This is a genomic window from Pseudomonas sp. FW305-3-2-15-E-TSA4 (assembly GCF_058787295.1).
On the sequence record NZ_JBYSZP010000001.1, the window covers coordinates 317,646 to 334,093 of the forward strand.

13 protein-coding genes are annotated in these 16,448 nt (G+C 60.4%); 12 read left to right on the top strand and 1 reads right to left on the bottom strand.

Annotation, left to right across the window (positions count from 1 at the left end; translation table 11 throughout):
- The 10 genes from lpxB (at position 1) to ispD (ending at position 13,269) form a co-directional block, all read left to right on the top strand.
- The gene (gene lpxB / locus AC3WMV_RS01470) at positions 1-1,131 is read left to right on the top strand and encodes a lipid-A-disaccharide synthase (protein ID WP_027611035.1); all 1,131 of its coding nucleotides are present in this window, start codon (positions 1-3) and stop codon (positions 1,129-1,131) included.
- A gap of 8 nt (positions 1,132-1,139) precedes the next feature.
- Positions 1,140-1,766, top strand: coding sequence for a ribonuclease HII (gene rnhB, locus AC3WMV_RS01475; RefSeq protein WP_027611036.1), 627 nt, complete (start codon positions 1,140-1,142; stop codon positions 1,764-1,766).
- 76 nt (positions 1,767-1,842) lie between these two features.
- The gene (dnaE, locus tag AC3WMV_RS01480; protein WP_097086450.1) at positions 1,843-5,364 is read left to right on the top strand and encodes a DNA polymerase III subunit alpha; all 3,522 of its coding nucleotides are present in this window, start codon (positions 1,843-1,845) and stop codon (positions 5,362-5,364) included.
- 139 nt (positions 5,365-5,503) lie between these two features.
- On the top strand, positions 5,504-6,451 hold the full coding sequence (locus tag AC3WMV_RS01485; protein WP_064586192.1) for an acetyl-CoA carboxylase carboxyltransferase subunit alpha: 948 nt from the start codon (positions 5,504-5,506) through the stop codon (positions 6,449-6,451).
- A gap of 145 nt (positions 6,452-6,596) precedes the next feature.
- Positions 6,597-7,913: a tRNA lysidine(34) synthetase TilS gene (gene tilS / locus AC3WMV_RS01490; protein WP_256584952.1), complete on the top strand. Its 1,317-nt coding sequence runs from the start codon at positions 6,597-6,599 to the stop codon at positions 7,911-7,913.
- A gap of 274 nt (positions 7,914-8,187) precedes the next feature.
- Positions 8,188-9,819 (top strand): CTP synthase, encoded by a 1,632-nt coding sequence (gene pyrG / locus AC3WMV_RS01495; protein WP_003222153.1) that lies wholly within the window; start codon positions 8,188-8,190, stop codon positions 9,817-9,819.
- A gap of 4 nt (positions 9,820-9,823) precedes the next feature.
- Complete coding sequence (gene kdsA / locus AC3WMV_RS01500) at positions 9,824-10,669, top strand: 3-deoxy-8-phosphooctulonate synthase (RefSeq protein ID WP_103367847.1); 846 nt, start codon at positions 9,824-9,826, stop codon at positions 10,667-10,669.
- Positions 10,670-10,825: 156 nt separating this feature from the next.
- Entirely contained in the window at positions 10,826-12,115 is a 1,290-nt protein-coding gene (gene eno, locus AC3WMV_RS01505; protein ID WP_003222156.1) for a phosphopyruvate hydratase, read from the top strand.
- A gap of 171 nt (positions 12,116-12,286) precedes the next feature.
- Complete coding sequence (gene ftsB / locus AC3WMV_RS01510) at positions 12,287-12,565, top strand: cell division protein FtsB (protein ID WP_007964293.1); 279 nt, start codon at positions 12,287-12,289, stop codon at positions 12,563-12,565.
- A complete protein-coding gene (gene ispD, locus AC3WMV_RS01515) occupies positions 12,562-13,269 on the top strand; it encodes a 2-C-methyl-D-erythritol 4-phosphate cytidylyltransferase (protein WP_027611041.1) in 708 nt (235 codons plus the stop codon). The genes ftsB and ispD overlap by 4 nt, the downstream gene beginning before the upstream one ends.
- A gap of 143 nt (positions 13,270-13,412) precedes the next feature.
- Here the strand turns inward: ispD and AC3WMV_RS01520 are convergent, their stop codons facing one another.
- Positions 13,413-14,309 (bottom strand): LysR family transcriptional regulator, encoded by an 897-nt coding sequence (locus tag AC3WMV_RS01520; RefSeq protein ID WP_007964295.1) that lies wholly within the window; start codon positions 14,307-14,309, stop codon positions 13,413-13,415.
- A 115-nt stretch (positions 14,310-14,424) separates the two neighbouring features.
- Between AC3WMV_RS01520 and AC3WMV_RS01525 the strand changes: the two genes are divergently transcribed.
- A complete protein-coding gene (locus AC3WMV_RS01525) occupies positions 14,425-15,537 on the top strand; it encodes an S-(hydroxymethyl)glutathione dehydrogenase/class III alcohol dehydrogenase (RefSeq protein ID WP_027611042.1) in 1,113 nt (370 codons plus the stop codon).
- A 65-nt stretch (positions 15,538-15,602) separates the two neighbouring features.
- The gene (gene fghA, locus AC3WMV_RS01530; RefSeq protein ID WP_103367846.1) at positions 15,603-16,448 is read left to right on the top strand and encodes an S-formylglutathione hydrolase; all 846 of its coding nucleotides are present in this window, start codon (positions 15,603-15,605) and stop codon (positions 16,446-16,448) included.

The following is a 16,448-nucleotide window of genomic DNA, read 5'->3' on the forward strand; positions in this document are numbered from 1 at the left end:
ATGGCCAGTCTGCGTATTGCGCTGGTGGCGGGCGAAGCTTCCGGCGACATTCTGGGCGCCGGCCTCATGCGCGCCCTCAAGGCTCAACATCCGGCAGTCGAGTTCATCGGTGTCGGCGGTCCGTTGATGCAGGCCGAGGGCCTGACGTCTTATTTCCCCATGGAACGTCTGTCGGTCATGGGGCTGGTGGAAGTCCTTGGGCGGCTGCGCGAATTGCTCAAGCGCCGCAAGGACCTGATCGCCACGCTGATCGCCGAGAAACCGGATGTGTTCATCGGCATCGACGCTCCCGATTTCAACCTCAACATCGAACTCAAGCTGCGTCAGGCCGGGATCAAGACCGTGCATTACGTCAGCCCTTCGGTGTGGGCGTGGCGCCAGAAGCGTGTGCTGAAGATTCGCGAAGGCTGCGATCTGATGCTCACCCTGTTGCCGTTTGAAGCAAAATTCTACGAAGAGAAGGGCGTGCCGGTGCGGTTCGTCGGTCATACGCTGGCCGATACCATTCCGCTGCAGGCCGATCGCGCCGCAGCGCGTGCCGAACTCGGCTTGCCCGACGGGCCGCTGGTGGCATTGATGCCCGGCAGTCGCGGTGGCGAAGTCGGCCGTCTCGGTGCGCTGTTCCTGGATACGGCCGAGCGTCTGCGGGCCATGCGCCCCGGGCTGCGCTTCGTCATCCCGTGCGCCAATGCCGAGCGTCGCGCTCAGCTCGAAGAGTTGCTGGTTGGCCGCGACTTGCCAGTAACCCTGCTCGACGGCAAGTCGCATCTGGCCTTGGCGGCGTGTAACGCGGTGCTGATCGCTTCGGGCACGGCGACGCTGGAAGCGTTGCTGTACAAGCGGCCAATGGTCGTCGCGTATCGCCTGGCACCGCTGACCTTCTGGATTCTCAAGCGCATGGTCAAGAGCCCGTACGTGTCGCTGCCGAACCTGCTGGCCCAGCGTCTGTTGGTGCCGGAATTGTTGCAGGATGATGCGACAGTCGAGGCCCTGGCCCAGACACTGTTGCCATTGATCGAAGGCGGCGAAGAGCAGACCCGAGGCTTCGACGAGATCCACCGCACCCTGCGGCTGGATGCTTCCAATCAGGCGGCGGATGCCGTCCTCAACCTGATCGGTCAGAAACAATGAGCAAGACGATGCAGATGGGCCTGGATTTCACCCTGGTCGCCGAAGTCGAAGAACTGGTGGCCGGTGTCGACGAAGTCGGTCGTGGCCCGTTGTGCGGCGCAGTGGTGACGGCGGCGGTGATCCTCGATCCGAACCGGCCGATCCTCGGCCTCAACGACTCGAAGAAACTCACTGAAGCCAAGCGCGAGAAGCTCTACGACGAGATCATCGAGAAATCCCTGAGCTGGTGCATTGCACGCGCCGAAGTCGAGGAAATCGACGAGCTGAACATCCTCCACGCGACCATGCTCGCCATGCAACGCGCAGTGGCCGGGCTGCATATTCAGCCGAAACTGGCGATGATCGACGGCAACCGCTGCCCGAAACTGCCGATGCGCGCCGAAGCGGTGGTGCAGGGTGACGGCAAGGTACCGGCCATCGCTGCCGCGTCGATTCTGGCCAAAGTCAGCCGCGACCGTGAAATGGCTGCATTCGAATTGATCTACCCGGGGTACGGCATCGGCGGTCATAAAGGCTACCCGACGCCCGTTCATCTGGAAGCGTTGGTGCGCCTTGGCCCGACCCCGATTCACCGGCGCTCCTTCGCCCCGGTGCGTCAGGCTTACGAGGCGCTCGAAGGCCTGACGCAGGTTTAGGCGCAAGGCTGATGTTTTGTTCGAGGCCCGGTACAATCCGGGCCTTGTTGTCTCTATGTAACTGGACAGGATCACTATGCCGGCTTCATTCGTTCATCTACGCCTGCACACTGAATACTCCCTGGTCGACGGGCTGGTGCGGATCAAGCCACTGGTCAAGGCGCTGACCGGCATGAACATGCCGGCCGTGGCGGTCACCGATCAGAACAACATGTGTTCCCTGGTCAAATTCTATAAAAACGCCATGGGCGCCGGCATCAAGCCGATCTGCGGTGCCGACCTGTGGCTGTCGAACAAGGATCCGGACGGGCCATTGAGCCGGATCAGCCTGTTGGTGATGAACGCCAAGGGTTATCGCAATCTCACCGAGCTGATCTCGCGCGGCTTCATCGACGGCCAGCGCAACGGCATGATCATCATCGAGCGTGAATGGGTCGCCGAGGCCAACGAAGGCCTGATCATGCTGTCCGCCGCCAAAGAAGGCGAGATCGGCATGGCCATGATCAGTGGCAACCCGGACGAAGCCGAAACGCTGGCGCGCGAATGGATGGCGGTGTTCCCGGATCGTTTCTATCTGGAGATCCAGCGCACCAATCGTCCCAACGACGAAGAGCAACTGCACGGTGCCGTGGCCCTGGCCGACAAGCTCGGCGCGCCGCTGGTGGCGACCAACGATGTGCGCTTCATCAAGCAGGAAGACTTCGCCGCTCACGAAACCCGCGTGTGCATCGGTGAGGGCCGTGCCCTCGACGATCCGCGGCGTTCGAAGAATTACAGCGACCAGCAATACCTCAAAAGCGCCGAGGAAATGGCCGAGCTGTTCAGCGACATTCCCGACGCGATCGAAAACACCGTCGAGATCGCCAAGCGCTGCAACATCGACGTGAAGCTGGGCAAGCACTTCCTGCCCGACTACCCGATTCCCGATGGCATGACCATCGACGAATATTTCCGCAAGGTGTCGTTCGACGGTCTGGAAGACCGCCTCAGCGTATTGCTGCCCAAGGACACCACCGAAGACTATGAGGCCAAGCGTCAGGTCTATGTCGACCGGCTGAATTTCGAGCTGGATATCATCATCCAGATGGGCTTCCCCGGTTATTTCCTGATCGTGATGGACTTTATCCAGTGGGCCAAGAACAACGGCGTGCCGGTGGGCCCGGGCCGTGGGTCGGGTGCCGGCTCGCTGGTGGCCTATGTGCAGAAGATCACTGACCTCGATCCGCTGGAATACGACCTGCTGTTCGAACGTTTCCTTAACCCGGAACGGGTCTCGATGCCCGACTTCGACGTCGACTTCTGCATGGACGGTCGTGACCGGGTGATCGACTACGTGGCCGAGAAATACGGTCGCAACGCGGTAAGCCAGATCATCACCTTCGGTTCCATGGCCGCCAAGGCTGTGGTGCGCGACGTGGCGCGGGCCCAAGGCAAGTCATTCGGCCTGGCGGATCGTCTGTCGAAGATGATTCCGTTCGAAGTCGGCATGACCCTGGAAAAAGCCTACGAGCAGGAGGAGATCCTGCGCGACTTCATCAAGGTCGATGAGGAAGCGGCGGAAATCTGGGAGATGGCGCGCAAGCTTGAGGGCGTGGTGCGTAACGTCGGCAAGCACGCCGGAGGTGTGGTAATCGCCCCGACCAAGCTGACCGACTTCTCGCCGATCTATTGCGACGAGGCTGGCGATGGTCTGGTGACCCAGTTCGACAAGGACGACGTCGAGGCGGCCGGTCTGGTGAAGTTCGACTTCCTCGGCCTGCGGACCCTGACGATCATCGACTGGGCGCTGAAAACCATCAACCGTGACCGCGCCAAGGTCAACGAGCCGCCGCTGGATATCGCGTTTATCCCGCTGGATGACAAACCGACTTATCAGTTGCTGCAAAAAGCTGAAACCACCGCGGTATTCCAGCTCGAATCCCGGGGCATGAAAGAGCTGATCAAAAAGCTCAAGCCTGACTGTCTCGAAGACTTGATCGCACTGGTGGCCCTGTTCCGTCCGGGCCCGCTGCAATCGGGCATGGTGGATGACTTCATCAACCGTAAGCACGGTCGCGCCGAATTGGCTTATCCGCATCCGGATTACCAGTATGAAGGCCTGCAGCCGGTACTGGCGCCGACTTACGGCATCATTCTGTATCAGGAACAGGTGATGCAGATCGCCCAGGTCATGGCCGGTTACACCCTCGGTGGTGCGGACATGCTGCGTCGGGCGATGGGTAAGAAAAAACCCGAGGAAATGGCCAAGCAGCGCGGCGGCTTTATTGAAGGTTGTGCGTCGAACAATATCGACGCGGATCTTGCCGGTAACATTTTCGACCTGGTGGAAAAATTCGCCGGTTACGGCTTCAACAAGTCCCACTCCGCTGCTTACGGCCTGGTGTCGTACCAGACTGCCTGGCTGAAAGCCCACTACCCGGCGCCATTCATGGCAGCGGTGCTTTCGGCGGATATGCACAACACCGACAAGGTCGTGACCTTGATCGAGGAAGTGCGCACGATGAAGCTGCGCCTCGACGCGCCGGACGTGAACACTTCGGAGTTCAAGTTCACGGTGAACGACGAAGGCCGCATCGTGTACGGCCTGGGCGCGATCAAAGGTGTCGGTGAAGGTCCGGTGGAAGCGATTACCGAGGCTCGTCAGGCCGGTCCGTTCAAGGATCTGTTCGACTTCTGCGCCAGGGTCGACCTCAAGCGCATCAACAAGCGCACGCTGGACGGTTTGATCCGCAGCGGCGCGCTGGATCGCCTCGGGCCGTACTTCCACGATGAACAAAAGGCTTATCAGGCCAACATCGACCGCAACCGCGCGGTGCTGTTGGCGGCGATGGAGGAGGCGATCAAGTCGGCCGAACAGACCGCGCGCACCCGCGACAGCGGCCATGCCGACCTGTTCGGCGGGCTGTTTGTCGAGGAAGATGCGGACGTCTACGCGACGCACCGCAAGGCCAAGGAGCTGACCCTCAAGGAGCGGCTCAAGGGTGAGAAAGACACTCTGGGCCTGTACCTGACCGGTCACCCGATCGACGAGTACGAAGGCGAGATTCGCCGTTTCGCCCGGCAGCGCATCATCGACCTGAAACCGGCCCGCGACACGCAAACCGTGGCCGGGATGATCATTGCCCTGCGGGTGATGAAGAACAAGAAGGGCGACAAGATGGGCTTTATCACCCTCGACGACCGCTCGGGGCGGATCGAGGCGTCGCTGTTCGCCGATGCGTTCCACTCCGCGCAGTCACTGCTGCAGACCGACGCGATGGTGGTGGTCGAAGGCGAGGTCAGCAACGACGACTTCTCCGGCGGCCTGCGCCTGCGGGTCAAACGGGTGATGAGCATGGAAGATGCACGGACCAATCTGGCCGAGAGCCTGCGCCTGAAGCTGCACACTCAGGACTTGAAAGGCGATCAGCTACGCTGGTTGGGTGAGCTGCTCAAGCGTCACCGCGGGGCGTGCCCGATCACTATGGAGTACACCAGCCCCGATGCGAAGACCTTGCTGCAGTTTGGCGAGACCTGGCGAATCGACCCGGCGGATGCGTTGATTCAAGCCCTGCGTGACCAGTTCGGGCGAGACAACGTCTTCCTCCAATACCGTTGACCGGCAAGTGCCATCATTGCGCTTGCCCACAACCTGAATTTTTAATCTCGACCTCAGCGCGCCTCTCCCTTAAGGTAGGGCGCGAATAGACAACCGGCCGGCCCAAGCTCATTTGGGACACGACCCAAGACGGACGCCTATGAACCCGAATTTTCTAGATTTCGAACAGCCGATCGCCGACCTGCAAGCCAAGATCGAAGAGTTGCGCTTGGTCGGTAATGACAATTCGCTGAATATCGGCGATGAGATCTCCCGCTTGCAGGACAAGAGCCGCACGCTGACCGAAGACATCTTCGGCAAGCTGACCAGCTGGCAGATCGCACGCCTGGCGCGTCACCCGAAACGCCCGTACACCCTCGACTACATCGAGCACATCTTCACCGAGTTCGACGAACTGCACGGTGACCGTCACTTCTCCGACGACGCGGCCATTGTGGGCGGCGTTGCACGTCTGGAAGACCAGCCGGTGATGATCATCGGCCACCAGAAGGGCCGTGAAGTGCGCGAAAAGGTACGCCGCAACTTCGGCATGCCGCGTCCGGAAGGCTACCGCAAGGCCTGCCGTCTGATGGAGATGGCCGAGCGCTTCAAGATGCCGATCCTGACCTTCATCGACACCCCGGGTGCTTACCCGGGCATTGACGCTGAGGAGCGTAACCAGAGCGAGGCTATCGCCTGGAACCTGCGCGTGATGTCGCGCCTGAAGACCCCGATCATCGCCACCGTCATCGGTGAGGGTGGTTCCGGCGGTGCACTGGCGATCGGTGTCTGCGATCAGCTGAACATGCTGCAATATTCGACCTACGCGGTGATCTCGCCGGAAGGTTGTGCTTCGATTCTGTGGAAAACCGCCGAAAAGGCACCGGATGCCGCTGAAGCCATGGGCATTACCGCCGAGCGCCTGAAAGGTCTGGGTATCGTTGACAAGGTGATCGGCGAGCCTCTGGGCGGCGCCCACCGTGATCCGGCCGCTGCCGCTGCGTCGATCCGTGCCGAGCTGAGCTCGCAACTGGCGATGCTGAAGAAGTTCGACAACGAAGCGCTGCTCAAGCGTCGTTACGATCGTCTGATGAGCTACGGTCTCTGACAGATCTCGCAATACCCAATGTGGGAGCGGGCTTGCTCGCGAAAGCGGTATAACAGTCGACAGATGTGTTGATTGTTGAAACGCCTTCGCGAGCAAGCCCGCTCCCACATTTGATTTGGGCAAACAGTTAGATAGGGGTCAGTCCGTGAGTGATCTGCCGTCCCGGCTTCTGCTGAACGTTGCAGCCTGGCGCAATGCCAGGACCTGGCGCGTGGCTTTCTCCGGTGGTCTCGATTCCACCGTCCTGCTGCATCTGCTGGCCCATCTCGCCCAACACCATTCCCTGCCGGCGCTCAGCGCCATCCATATCCACCATGGCCTCCAGGCTGCGGCTGATGCGTGGCCGGCGCATTGTCAGTCGGTCTGCGATGCGCTGGGTGTGCCGCTGCACGTGATGCGGGTGACGGTGCAACCCGGCGCCAGTCTTGAAAGAGCGGCGCGGGAGGCGCGGTATGCGGCGTTCGCATCGCTGACCGAGGCTGGGGATTTGCTTCTGACAGGTCAGCACCGTGATGATCAGGCCGAAACCCTATTGTTTCGTTTAATGCGCGGTGCGGGCGTTCGCGGTCTTTCGGCGATGCCGGCGCAGCGGCCGTTGGGGCAGGGTGTGCTGCTGCGGCCATTGCTCGACGTGACGCGCGCCGAGCTTGAGGCTTACGCCCGCGCGCATCAATTGCACTGGATCGAGGATCCGTCGAACGAAGATCGGCAATTTTCCCGCAACTACCTGCGCCATCAGGTGCTGCCGTTGCTCACCGCGCGCTGGCCGCAGGCGCAGGCGAGCATGGCCCGCAGCGCGGCGCACCTGCGTGAGGCGCAAGGCCTGCTCGATGAGCTGGCGCAGCTAGATCTCGCGCAAGCCGCCACGCCGAGCGAGTTTTCATGGCTGGGTCTGCCGTCGCTGGAGCTGGCGCCGCTGACGAGTCTGTCCGCCGCTCGTCAGCGCAATGCACTCAGCCACTGGCTCGAACCGCTGACCCGGTTGCCCGACACTGACCATTGGTCGGGTTGGGACGACCTGTGCGGTGCTGCCAGCGATGCATCCCCGGTCTGGCGTCTGGCCGACGGTGAGCTGCATCGCAGCGCCGGCCGGGTATGGTGGTTGAGCGGAGGCTGGCTGCGGGCGCCAGCGGTCAGCGTCGAGTGGCCTGACCCGTCGACGCCGCTACGCTTGGCGAATAACGGGCGTGTCATGTTCAGCGGGCAGACTCCCGTCGAGCCGCTGCGCATTGGCTATCGGCAGGGCGGCGAGCTGATGCATCTGGCGGGGCGCGGCCACCGCGATCTCAAGCGCCTGCTCAATGAGCGCGCGGTGCCGGGCTTCGTCCGTGGCAGATTGCCGCTGCTGTTTCGCGGCGCAGAATTGCTCGCCGTGGCGAACCTGCCGGGCCTTGACGGGCAGGGGCCGGACGGCTGGACATTGCATTGGCAGCCAACAGACGAAGATCAAGGTTTGAGATGAAAGGGGCATTCCGGTAGACTACGCTCCCTTCTTGATACAACTTCTGTGGATTCGCCTGAATTGCAGGAGTTGCCGATTACCAAGCAGTCTTTGCTGGGCGATTCCAAAAAATGTGTAGCGAGCAACGTACCGGTGTTTCATCTGCCGGTCTGTCCCAACGCGGCGGTTTTTTTGAAAGGTGCACTGTGATTAATGCAGGTGATCGGGGGCTTCGGCCTTCCTTCGCTTTCCCCGGCGGCTCGTACCGCTTTAACGCAGACTTCTAGGGTTTTTCATGACGCGCTACATATTCGTCACGGGCGGTGTTGTTTCTTCATTGGGGAAAGGCATTGCCTCGGCTTCATTGGCGGCCATCCTGGAGGCGCGGGGGCTTAAGGTCACCATGCTTAAGCTGGATCCGTACATCAACGTCGACCCGGGCACCATGAGCCCGTTCCAGCACGGTGAAGTGTTCGTCACCCACGACGGCGCCGAGACCGACCTGGACCTGGGCCACTACGAGCGGTTCATCCGCACGACCATGACCCAGAACAACAACTTCACCACCGGCCGTGTCTACGAGCACGTGCTGCGTAAAGAGCGCCGTGGTGACTACCTGGGTGCAACCATCCAGGTGATTCCGCACATCACCGACGAAATCAAGCGTCGCATCATCAAGGGTGCCGGCGATGCCGACGTGGCCCTGGTGGAAATCGGCGGTACCGTTGGCGACATCGAATCGCAACCGTTCCTCGAAGCCATCCGTCAACTGCGTGTGGAAGTCGGTTCCAAGCGCGCGATGCTGATGCACCTGACGCTGGTTCCGTACATCGCCACCGCTGGCGAGACCAAAACCAAGCCAACCCAGCACTCGGTCAAAGAGCTGCGTTCGATCGGCCTGCAGCCAGACGTGCTGATCTGCCGCTCCGACCATCCGGTGGATGTGTCGTCGCGTCGCAAGATCGCGCTGTTCACCAACGTTGAAGAGCGTGCGGTGATCTCCCTGGAAGACGTCGACACCATCTACAAGATTCCGGCCGTGCTGCACGCTCAGGGTCTGGACGATTTCGTCGTCGAGCGTTTCGGCCTGCAATGCAATGGCGCCGACCTGTCCGAGTGGGAAAAGGTCGTCGATGCCAAGCTCAATCCAGAGCACGAAGTGACCATCGCGATGGTCGGCAAGTACATGGAACTGCTGGACGCCTACAAGTCGCTGATCGAAGCGATGAGTCACGCCGGCATCACCAACCGTACCAAGGTCAACCTGCGTTACATCGATTCCGAAGACATCGAGAACCAGGGCACTGCACTGCTCGAAGGTGTCGACGCGATCCTCGTACCGGGCGGCTTCGGTCTGCGTGGCGTGGAAGGCAAGATTACTGCCGTTCAGTACGCTCGTGAGAACAAGGTTCCGTACCTGGGCATCTGCCTGGGCATGCAAGTGGCGGTTATCGAGTTCGCCCGTAACGTGCTGGGCTGGAAAGACGCCAACTCCACCGAATTCGATCGCGCCAGCGGCCATCCGGTCGTGGGTCTGATCACCGAGTGGGAAGACGCCACCGGCGCAGTTGAAGTGCGTACCGAAGCGTCCGATCTGGGCGGCACCATGCGCCTCGGCGCTCAGGAATGCCTGCTCGAAGCCGGCTCCAAGGTGCACGATTGCTACGGCAAGGACGTGATCGTTGAACGTCACCGTCACCGCTACGAAGTGAACAACAACCTGCTGCCACAAATCATCGAAGCCGGCCTGAAAATCTCCGGTCGCTCCGCTGATGCCGCGCTGGTTGAAGTGGTCGAAGCGCCGGATCATCCATGGTTCGTCGCTTGCCAGTTCCACCCGGAGTTCACCTCGACGCCACGTGACGGTCACCCGCTGTTCAGCGGTTTCGTGAAAGCTGCGTTGGCTCAACACCAGAAGAAGGCGTAACCCGATGGCACAGAAGATCATCCGCGTCGGCGACATCGAAATCGCCAATGACAAACCCATGGTGCTGTTCGGCGGCATGAACGTGCTGGAAAGCCGCGACATGGCCATGCAGGTTTGCGAAGAGTACGTGAAGGTCACCGAGAAACTCGGTATCCCTTACGTGTTCAAGGCCAGCTTCGACAAGGCCAACCGGTCTTCTGTGACTTCGTATCGCGGCCCTGGCCTGGAAGAAGGCATGCGCATCTTCCAGGACATCAAACAAGCCTTCGGCGTGCCGATCATCACCGACCTCCACGAGCCTGATCAGGCCGCGGTCGTCGCTGAAGTCTGCGACATCATTCAGCTGCCGGCCTTCCTGTCGCGCCAGACCGATCTGGTCGTGGCGATGGCCAAGACCAACGCTGTGATCAACATCAAGAAAGCCCAGTTCCTCGCGCCTCAGGAAATGAAACACATCCTGAACAAGTGCGTGGAAGCGGGTAACGATCAATTGATCCTCTGCGAGCGCGGTTCGAGCTTCGGCTACAACAACCTCGTGGTCGACATGCTCGGCTTCGGCATCATGAAGCAGTTCGAGTACCCGGTATTCTTCGACGTGACTCACTCGCTGCAAATGCCTGGCGGTCGTTCCGACTCCGCCGGCGGTCGCCGCGCCCAGGTCACCGATCTGGCCAAGGCCGGCATGAGCCAGTCGCTGGCCGGTCTGTTCCTCGAAGCGCATCCGGATCCGGACAACGCCAAATGCGACGGCCCTTGCGCCTTGCGTCTGGACAAACTGGAGCCATTTCTGGCCCAGCTCAAAGCTTTGGACGAACTGGTGAAGAGTTTTCCGACGGTAGAAACCGCGTAAAGCTCATTTCTCCGGTAAAGTACCGCACGATTTGTCGCACATGCCCTCGGGCATGTGCGTTGTCGTCTGCAAGCTGCCCGCTGCACACCACTTGCCGACGGTAAAAAGATTTCCTCTAGCTGCGTCGTTTTCGTCAACTTTGGAGTGTTTACAACAATGGCAAAAATCGTCGACATCAAAGGTCGTGAAGTTCTCGACTCCCGTGGCAATCCCACCGTGGAAGCGGACGTGCTTCTCGACAACGGCATCATCGGCAGCGCTTGCGCGCCGTCCGGTGCATCCACTGGCTCGCGTGAAGCGCTCGAGCTGCGTGATGGCGACAAGAGCCGTTACCTGGGCAAAGGTGTGCTCAAGGCGGTAGCCAACATCAACGGTCCGATCCGCGATCTGCTGCTGGGCACCGACCCAAGCGACCAGAAAGCCCTCGACCACGCGATGATCAAGCTCGACGGTACCGAAAACAAGGCAACCCTGGGCGCCAACGCCATCCTCGCCGTTTCCCTGGCTGCGGCCAAAGCGGCTGCACAGGACCAGGATCTGCCACTGTACGCACACATCGCCAATCTGAACGGCACCCCGGGTGTGTACTCGATGCCGGTTCCGATGATGAACATCATCAACGGTGGCGAGCACGCCGATAACAACGTCGACATCCAGGAATTCATGGTGCAGCCGGTTGGCGCCAAGACGTTCTCGGAAGGTCTGCGCATGGGCACCGAGATTTTCCATCACCTTAAAGCAGTGCTGAAGGCCCGTGGCCTGAGCACCGCCGTTGGCGACGAAGGCGGTTTCGCACCGAACCTGGCGTCCAACGAAGACGCGCTGAAAGTGATCTCCGAAGCCGTGGCCAACGCCGGTTACAAGCTGGGCACCGACGTGACCCTGGCACTGGACTGCGCAGCCAGCGAATTCTACGAAGACGGCAAGTACAACCTGTCCGGCGAAGGCCAGGTGTTCACCGCTGAAGGTTTCGCCGATTATCTGAAAGGCCTGACCGAACGTTATCCGATCATCTCGATCGAAGACGGTCTGGACGAGTCCGACTGGGCTGGCTGGAAGATCCTCACCGACAAAATCGGCGAGAAGACCCAACTGGTCGGCGACGACCTGTTCGTGACCAACACCAAGATCCTGAAAGAAGGGATCGATAAAAAGATCGCCAACTCGATCCTGATCAAGTTCAACCAGATCGGCACCCTGACCGAAACCCTGGAAGCCATCCAGATGGCCAAGGCTGCCGGTTATACCGCGGTGATCTCGCACCGTTCGGGCGAAACCGAAGATTCGACCATCGCCGACCTGGCCGTGGGCACTTCGGCTGGCCAGATCAAGACCGGTTCGCTGTGCCGTTCCGACCGCGTTTCCAAGTACAACCAACTGCTGCGTATCGAAGAGCAGTTGAATGGCAAAGCCAAGTACAACGGTCGCTCCGAGTTCCGCGGTTAAGCAGTAGATGGTAAAAAGACACCGGATTGTGTCGGAAAAGTCGTGACAGCGATGGATTTGCCACTAATCTGATGCCTTACATGCACAAGCCTGGATCTTCCAGGCTTCGTGCTATCAGACGTTTCAAAGTTTTGGCGTGGCTGTCTTTTTTCACTGGATACCTGATATTCGATGCGCAGTCCTTACTGGTTGTTTCTCGTTTTGCTCTTGCTGCTGGCCGGTCTGCAGTACCGCCTGTGGGTGGGCAATGGCAGTCTGGCGCAGGTCGCCGAGCTGAAGCAGCAGATTGCTGATCAGCACGCCGAGAACGAAGGCCTGCTGGAGCGCAATCGGGTGATGGACGCCGAAGTCAGCGAGTTGAAGAAAGGCATGGAGACCGTTGAAGAACGGGCTCGCCATGAGCTGGGCATGGTCAAGGACGGTGAAACCCTTTACCAGCTCGCGCAATGATCGATTCCCTGCCGGCCTTCTGGGCCGTGATTCCTGCCGCGGGCGTCGGTGCCCGAATGGCCGCGGACCGTCCCAAGCAATATCTGCAACTGGGCGGGCGCACAATTCTCGAACACAGCCTCGGCTGTTTCCTTGATCACCCGAGCCTCAAGGGGCTGGTGGTCAGTCTGGCTGTTGATGATCCTTATTGGCCAAACCTGGCTTGCGCCAGCGACTCGCGGATTCAGCGGGTCGAGGGCGGCACGGAGCGTTCCGGGTCGGTGCTGAACGCTTTGCTGCATTTGCATGCGCAGGGTGCCGATGACGATGACTGGGTGCTGGTGCACGATGCGGCACGGCCCAACCTGAGTCGCGACGATCTCGACAAGTTGCTGGTTGAACTGGCGGATGATGCCGTCGGCGGTCTGCTGGCCGTGCCGGCGCGCGATACCCTGAAGCGGGTCGACAAGCACGGTCGTGTGCTTGAAACCGTGGATCGCAGCGTGATCTGGCAAGCCTATACGCCGCAGATGTTCCGTCTCGGTGCCTTGCATCGGGCGTTGGCTGACAGTCTGGTGGCGGATGCGGTGATTACCGATGAAGCCTCGGCGATGGAGTGGGCCGGTCTGGCGCCGCGTCTGATCGAAGGGCGGGCGGACAACCTCAAGGTCACCCGGCCGGAAGACCTGGAGTGGTTGCGTCAACGTTGGGCTAACCGTCGCTGATTGCTGTGGAGCCTGTCAGATTGCCTTCGCGAGCAGGCTCGCTCCCACATTTGATTTGCGCCTGACCCCGAATGTGCATGCACCGCCGATCCCCTTTGGGAGCGAGCCTGCTCGCGAAGGCGATCGTTCAAGCAACCCATCACTCAGCCCCGATACTCCGGCCGCTCGGCCAATCCTTCCTTCAAGAAATCCACCAGCTTGCGCACCTTCGGCGACAAATGCCGCTGCTGTGGATACAACGCCCACACCGCCGTATTCGGCGGCTGATGCGCCTCCAGCAGCGAAATCAGCGCACCACTGTGCAAATGCTCCAGCACGTAATAGTCCGGCAACTGACACAAGCCGACCCCTTGCAGCGCCGCATCCAGCACCGCTTGCCCACTGTTGCAGCGCCAGTTTCCCTGTACGCGCTGGGAAAACTCCCGGCCGTTCTGTTCCAGTTGCCACAGGTCCGAACTGCCGATCAGGCAATTGTGCCGGCTCAGTTCCGACAAGCTGTGTGGGCGGCCATACCGTTCCACGTAGGAAGGAGACGCGCACAGGTACATCCGACGCGGCGCCAGGCGGGTGGCGACCAATCGAGAATCCTGCAATCGGCCCAGACGGATCGCCAGATCCAGTCCCTCATGCACCAGATCGAGTTGGCGGTTACTCAGCTCGATATCAACGCGCAGTTGCGGGTATTGCCCCATGAACCGCGTCACCAACGGCACGATAAACCGCTCGCCATAGGCCACGGCGCAGGTCATGCGCAGCATGCCTTTCGGTTCGCTGGTCAGGTCGCCGACCGCGCGCAGAGCTTCTTCGCGACCGTCCTGCAGGCGCTGACAATGCTGCAGAAAGGTCTGACCGGCTTCGGTCAGGGTCACACGACGGGTGCTGCGGTAGAGCAGGCGCGTCTGTAATCGATCCTCCAGCCGTACGATTTGTCGACTGATGTGTGAGGAAGAAACCCCAAGGCGTTCGGCCGCAGCGGTGAATTGGCTGCATTCGGCGACGGCGACGAACTCGTCGATACCTTCCCAGCGGTTTTCGGACATTTGATTATCCCTGTACAGCAATAATATTTTGCATTTGTCCGGATTATTAATCAGTTGGCGCTGAACTACACTGCCGGTCTGGTTTTTTATTCATTGGATTCACTGGAGAGTCAGCATGATCAAGTCGCGCGCCGCCGTTGCCTTCGAGGCCAAGAAGCCGCTGGAAATCGTAGAAGTCGATGTGGCCATGCCCAAGGCCGGTGAAGTGTTGCTGCGCGTGGTGGCTTCCGGGGTTTGCCACACTGACGCCTACACCCTGTCCGGCGCGGATCCGGAAGGTATCTTCCCGTCGATCCTCGGCCACGAAGGTGGCGCGATCGTTGAAGCCATCGGCGAGGGCGTCACCTCGGTCGCCGTCGGTGACCACGTGATTCCGCTGTACACCCCGGAATGCGGCCAGTGCAAATTCTGCAAGTCGGGCAAGACCAACCTGTGCCAGGCGATTCGAGCCACTCAGGGCAAAGGCCTGATGCCGGACGGCACTTCGCGCTTTTCCTACAAGGGCCAAACGATTTTCCACTACATGGGTACTTCGACGTTCTCGGAATACACCGTACTGCCGGAAATCTCCGTGGCGAAAATCGCCAAGGATGCGCCGCTGGAAAAGGTCTGCCTGCTCGGTTGCGGTGTAACCACCGGTATCGGTGCGGTGATCAACACCGCCAAGGTCAAGCCGGGTGACACTGTGGCGATCTTCGGTCTCGGCGGCATCGGTCTGTCGGCCGTCATCGGTGCAGTGAAAGCCAAGGCTGCGCGGATCATCGCCATCGACATCAATCCGGCCAAGTTCGAGATCGCCAAGCAGTTGGGCGCCACCGATTGCGTCAACCCGAAAGACTTCGATCGTCCGATCCAGGAAGTGATCGTCGACATGACCGACGGCGGCGTCGATTTCTCTTTCGAGTGCATCGGCAACGTGCAACTGATGCGCGCGGCGCTGGAATGCTGCCACAAGGGCTGGGGCGAATCGGTGATCATCGGTGTTGCCGGTGCCGGTCAGGAAATTTCGACCCGTCCGTTCCAACTGGTGACCGGTCGCGTCTGGCGTGGTTCGGCGTTCGGTGGCGTGCGTGGCCGTACCGAGCTGCCAAGCTATGTCGACATGGCGCAGAGCGGCGAGATTCCGCTGGATACTTTCATTACCCACACCATGGGTCTGGAAGATATCAACAAGGCCTTCGACCTGATGCACGAAGGCAAGAGCATCCGTACCGTCATTCATTTCTGATCATTCGCGACGCCACGGCTACAGACCTTGAAGGTTTATAGCCGGGGCCGCGTAGGAGTCTTTACATGAGTCTGGAAAATATCTCCTGTCAGAAAAGTTTCGGCGGCTGGCACAAGCGCTATCGCCACCGTTCCGACGTGCTCGGCTGCGACATGGTGTTTGCCGTGTATTTGCCGCCGCAAGCGGAGCAGGGTGGCAAGCTGCCGGTGCTGTACTGGCTGTCCGGTCTGACCTGCACCGACGAGAACTTCATGCAGAAGGCCGGGGCGATGCGCATGGCCGCCGAACTCGGTCTGATCATCGTCGCGCCGGACACCAGTCCGCGCGGCCCGGATGTGCCGGGTGATCCAGATGGCGCCTGGGATTTCGGCCTTGGCGCCGGGTTCTATCTGAATGCCACGCAGGAACCATGGTCGCGGCACTATCGGATGCATGACTATGTCGTGCAGGAATTGCCTGCACTGGTTGAAGCGCATTTCCCGGCGTCGGACAAACGCAGCATCAGCGGCCACTCCATGGGCGGTCACGGCGCACTGGTCTGCGCGCTGCGCAATCCGGGGCGTTATCAGTCGGTGTCGGCGTTTTCGCCGATCAACAACCCGATGGATTGTCCGTGGGGGCAGAAAGCATTCTCCCGCTATCTGGGCGAAGACCGTTCCAAGTGGAAAGAATGGGATGCCTGCGCGCTGATTGCTGAAGCCGACGAGAAACTGCCGTTGCTGGTCGATCAGGGGGATCGCGATGACTTCCTCGCCACGCAGCTCAAACCCGAAGCCCTGCAACAAGCTGCAAAACAAGCGGGTCATCCGCTGACGCTGCGCCTGCAACCGGGCTACGACCACAGCTATTTCTTCATCTCAAGCTTCATTGACGACCACTTGCAGCATCACGCACGCGCCCTGCGCGGTTAA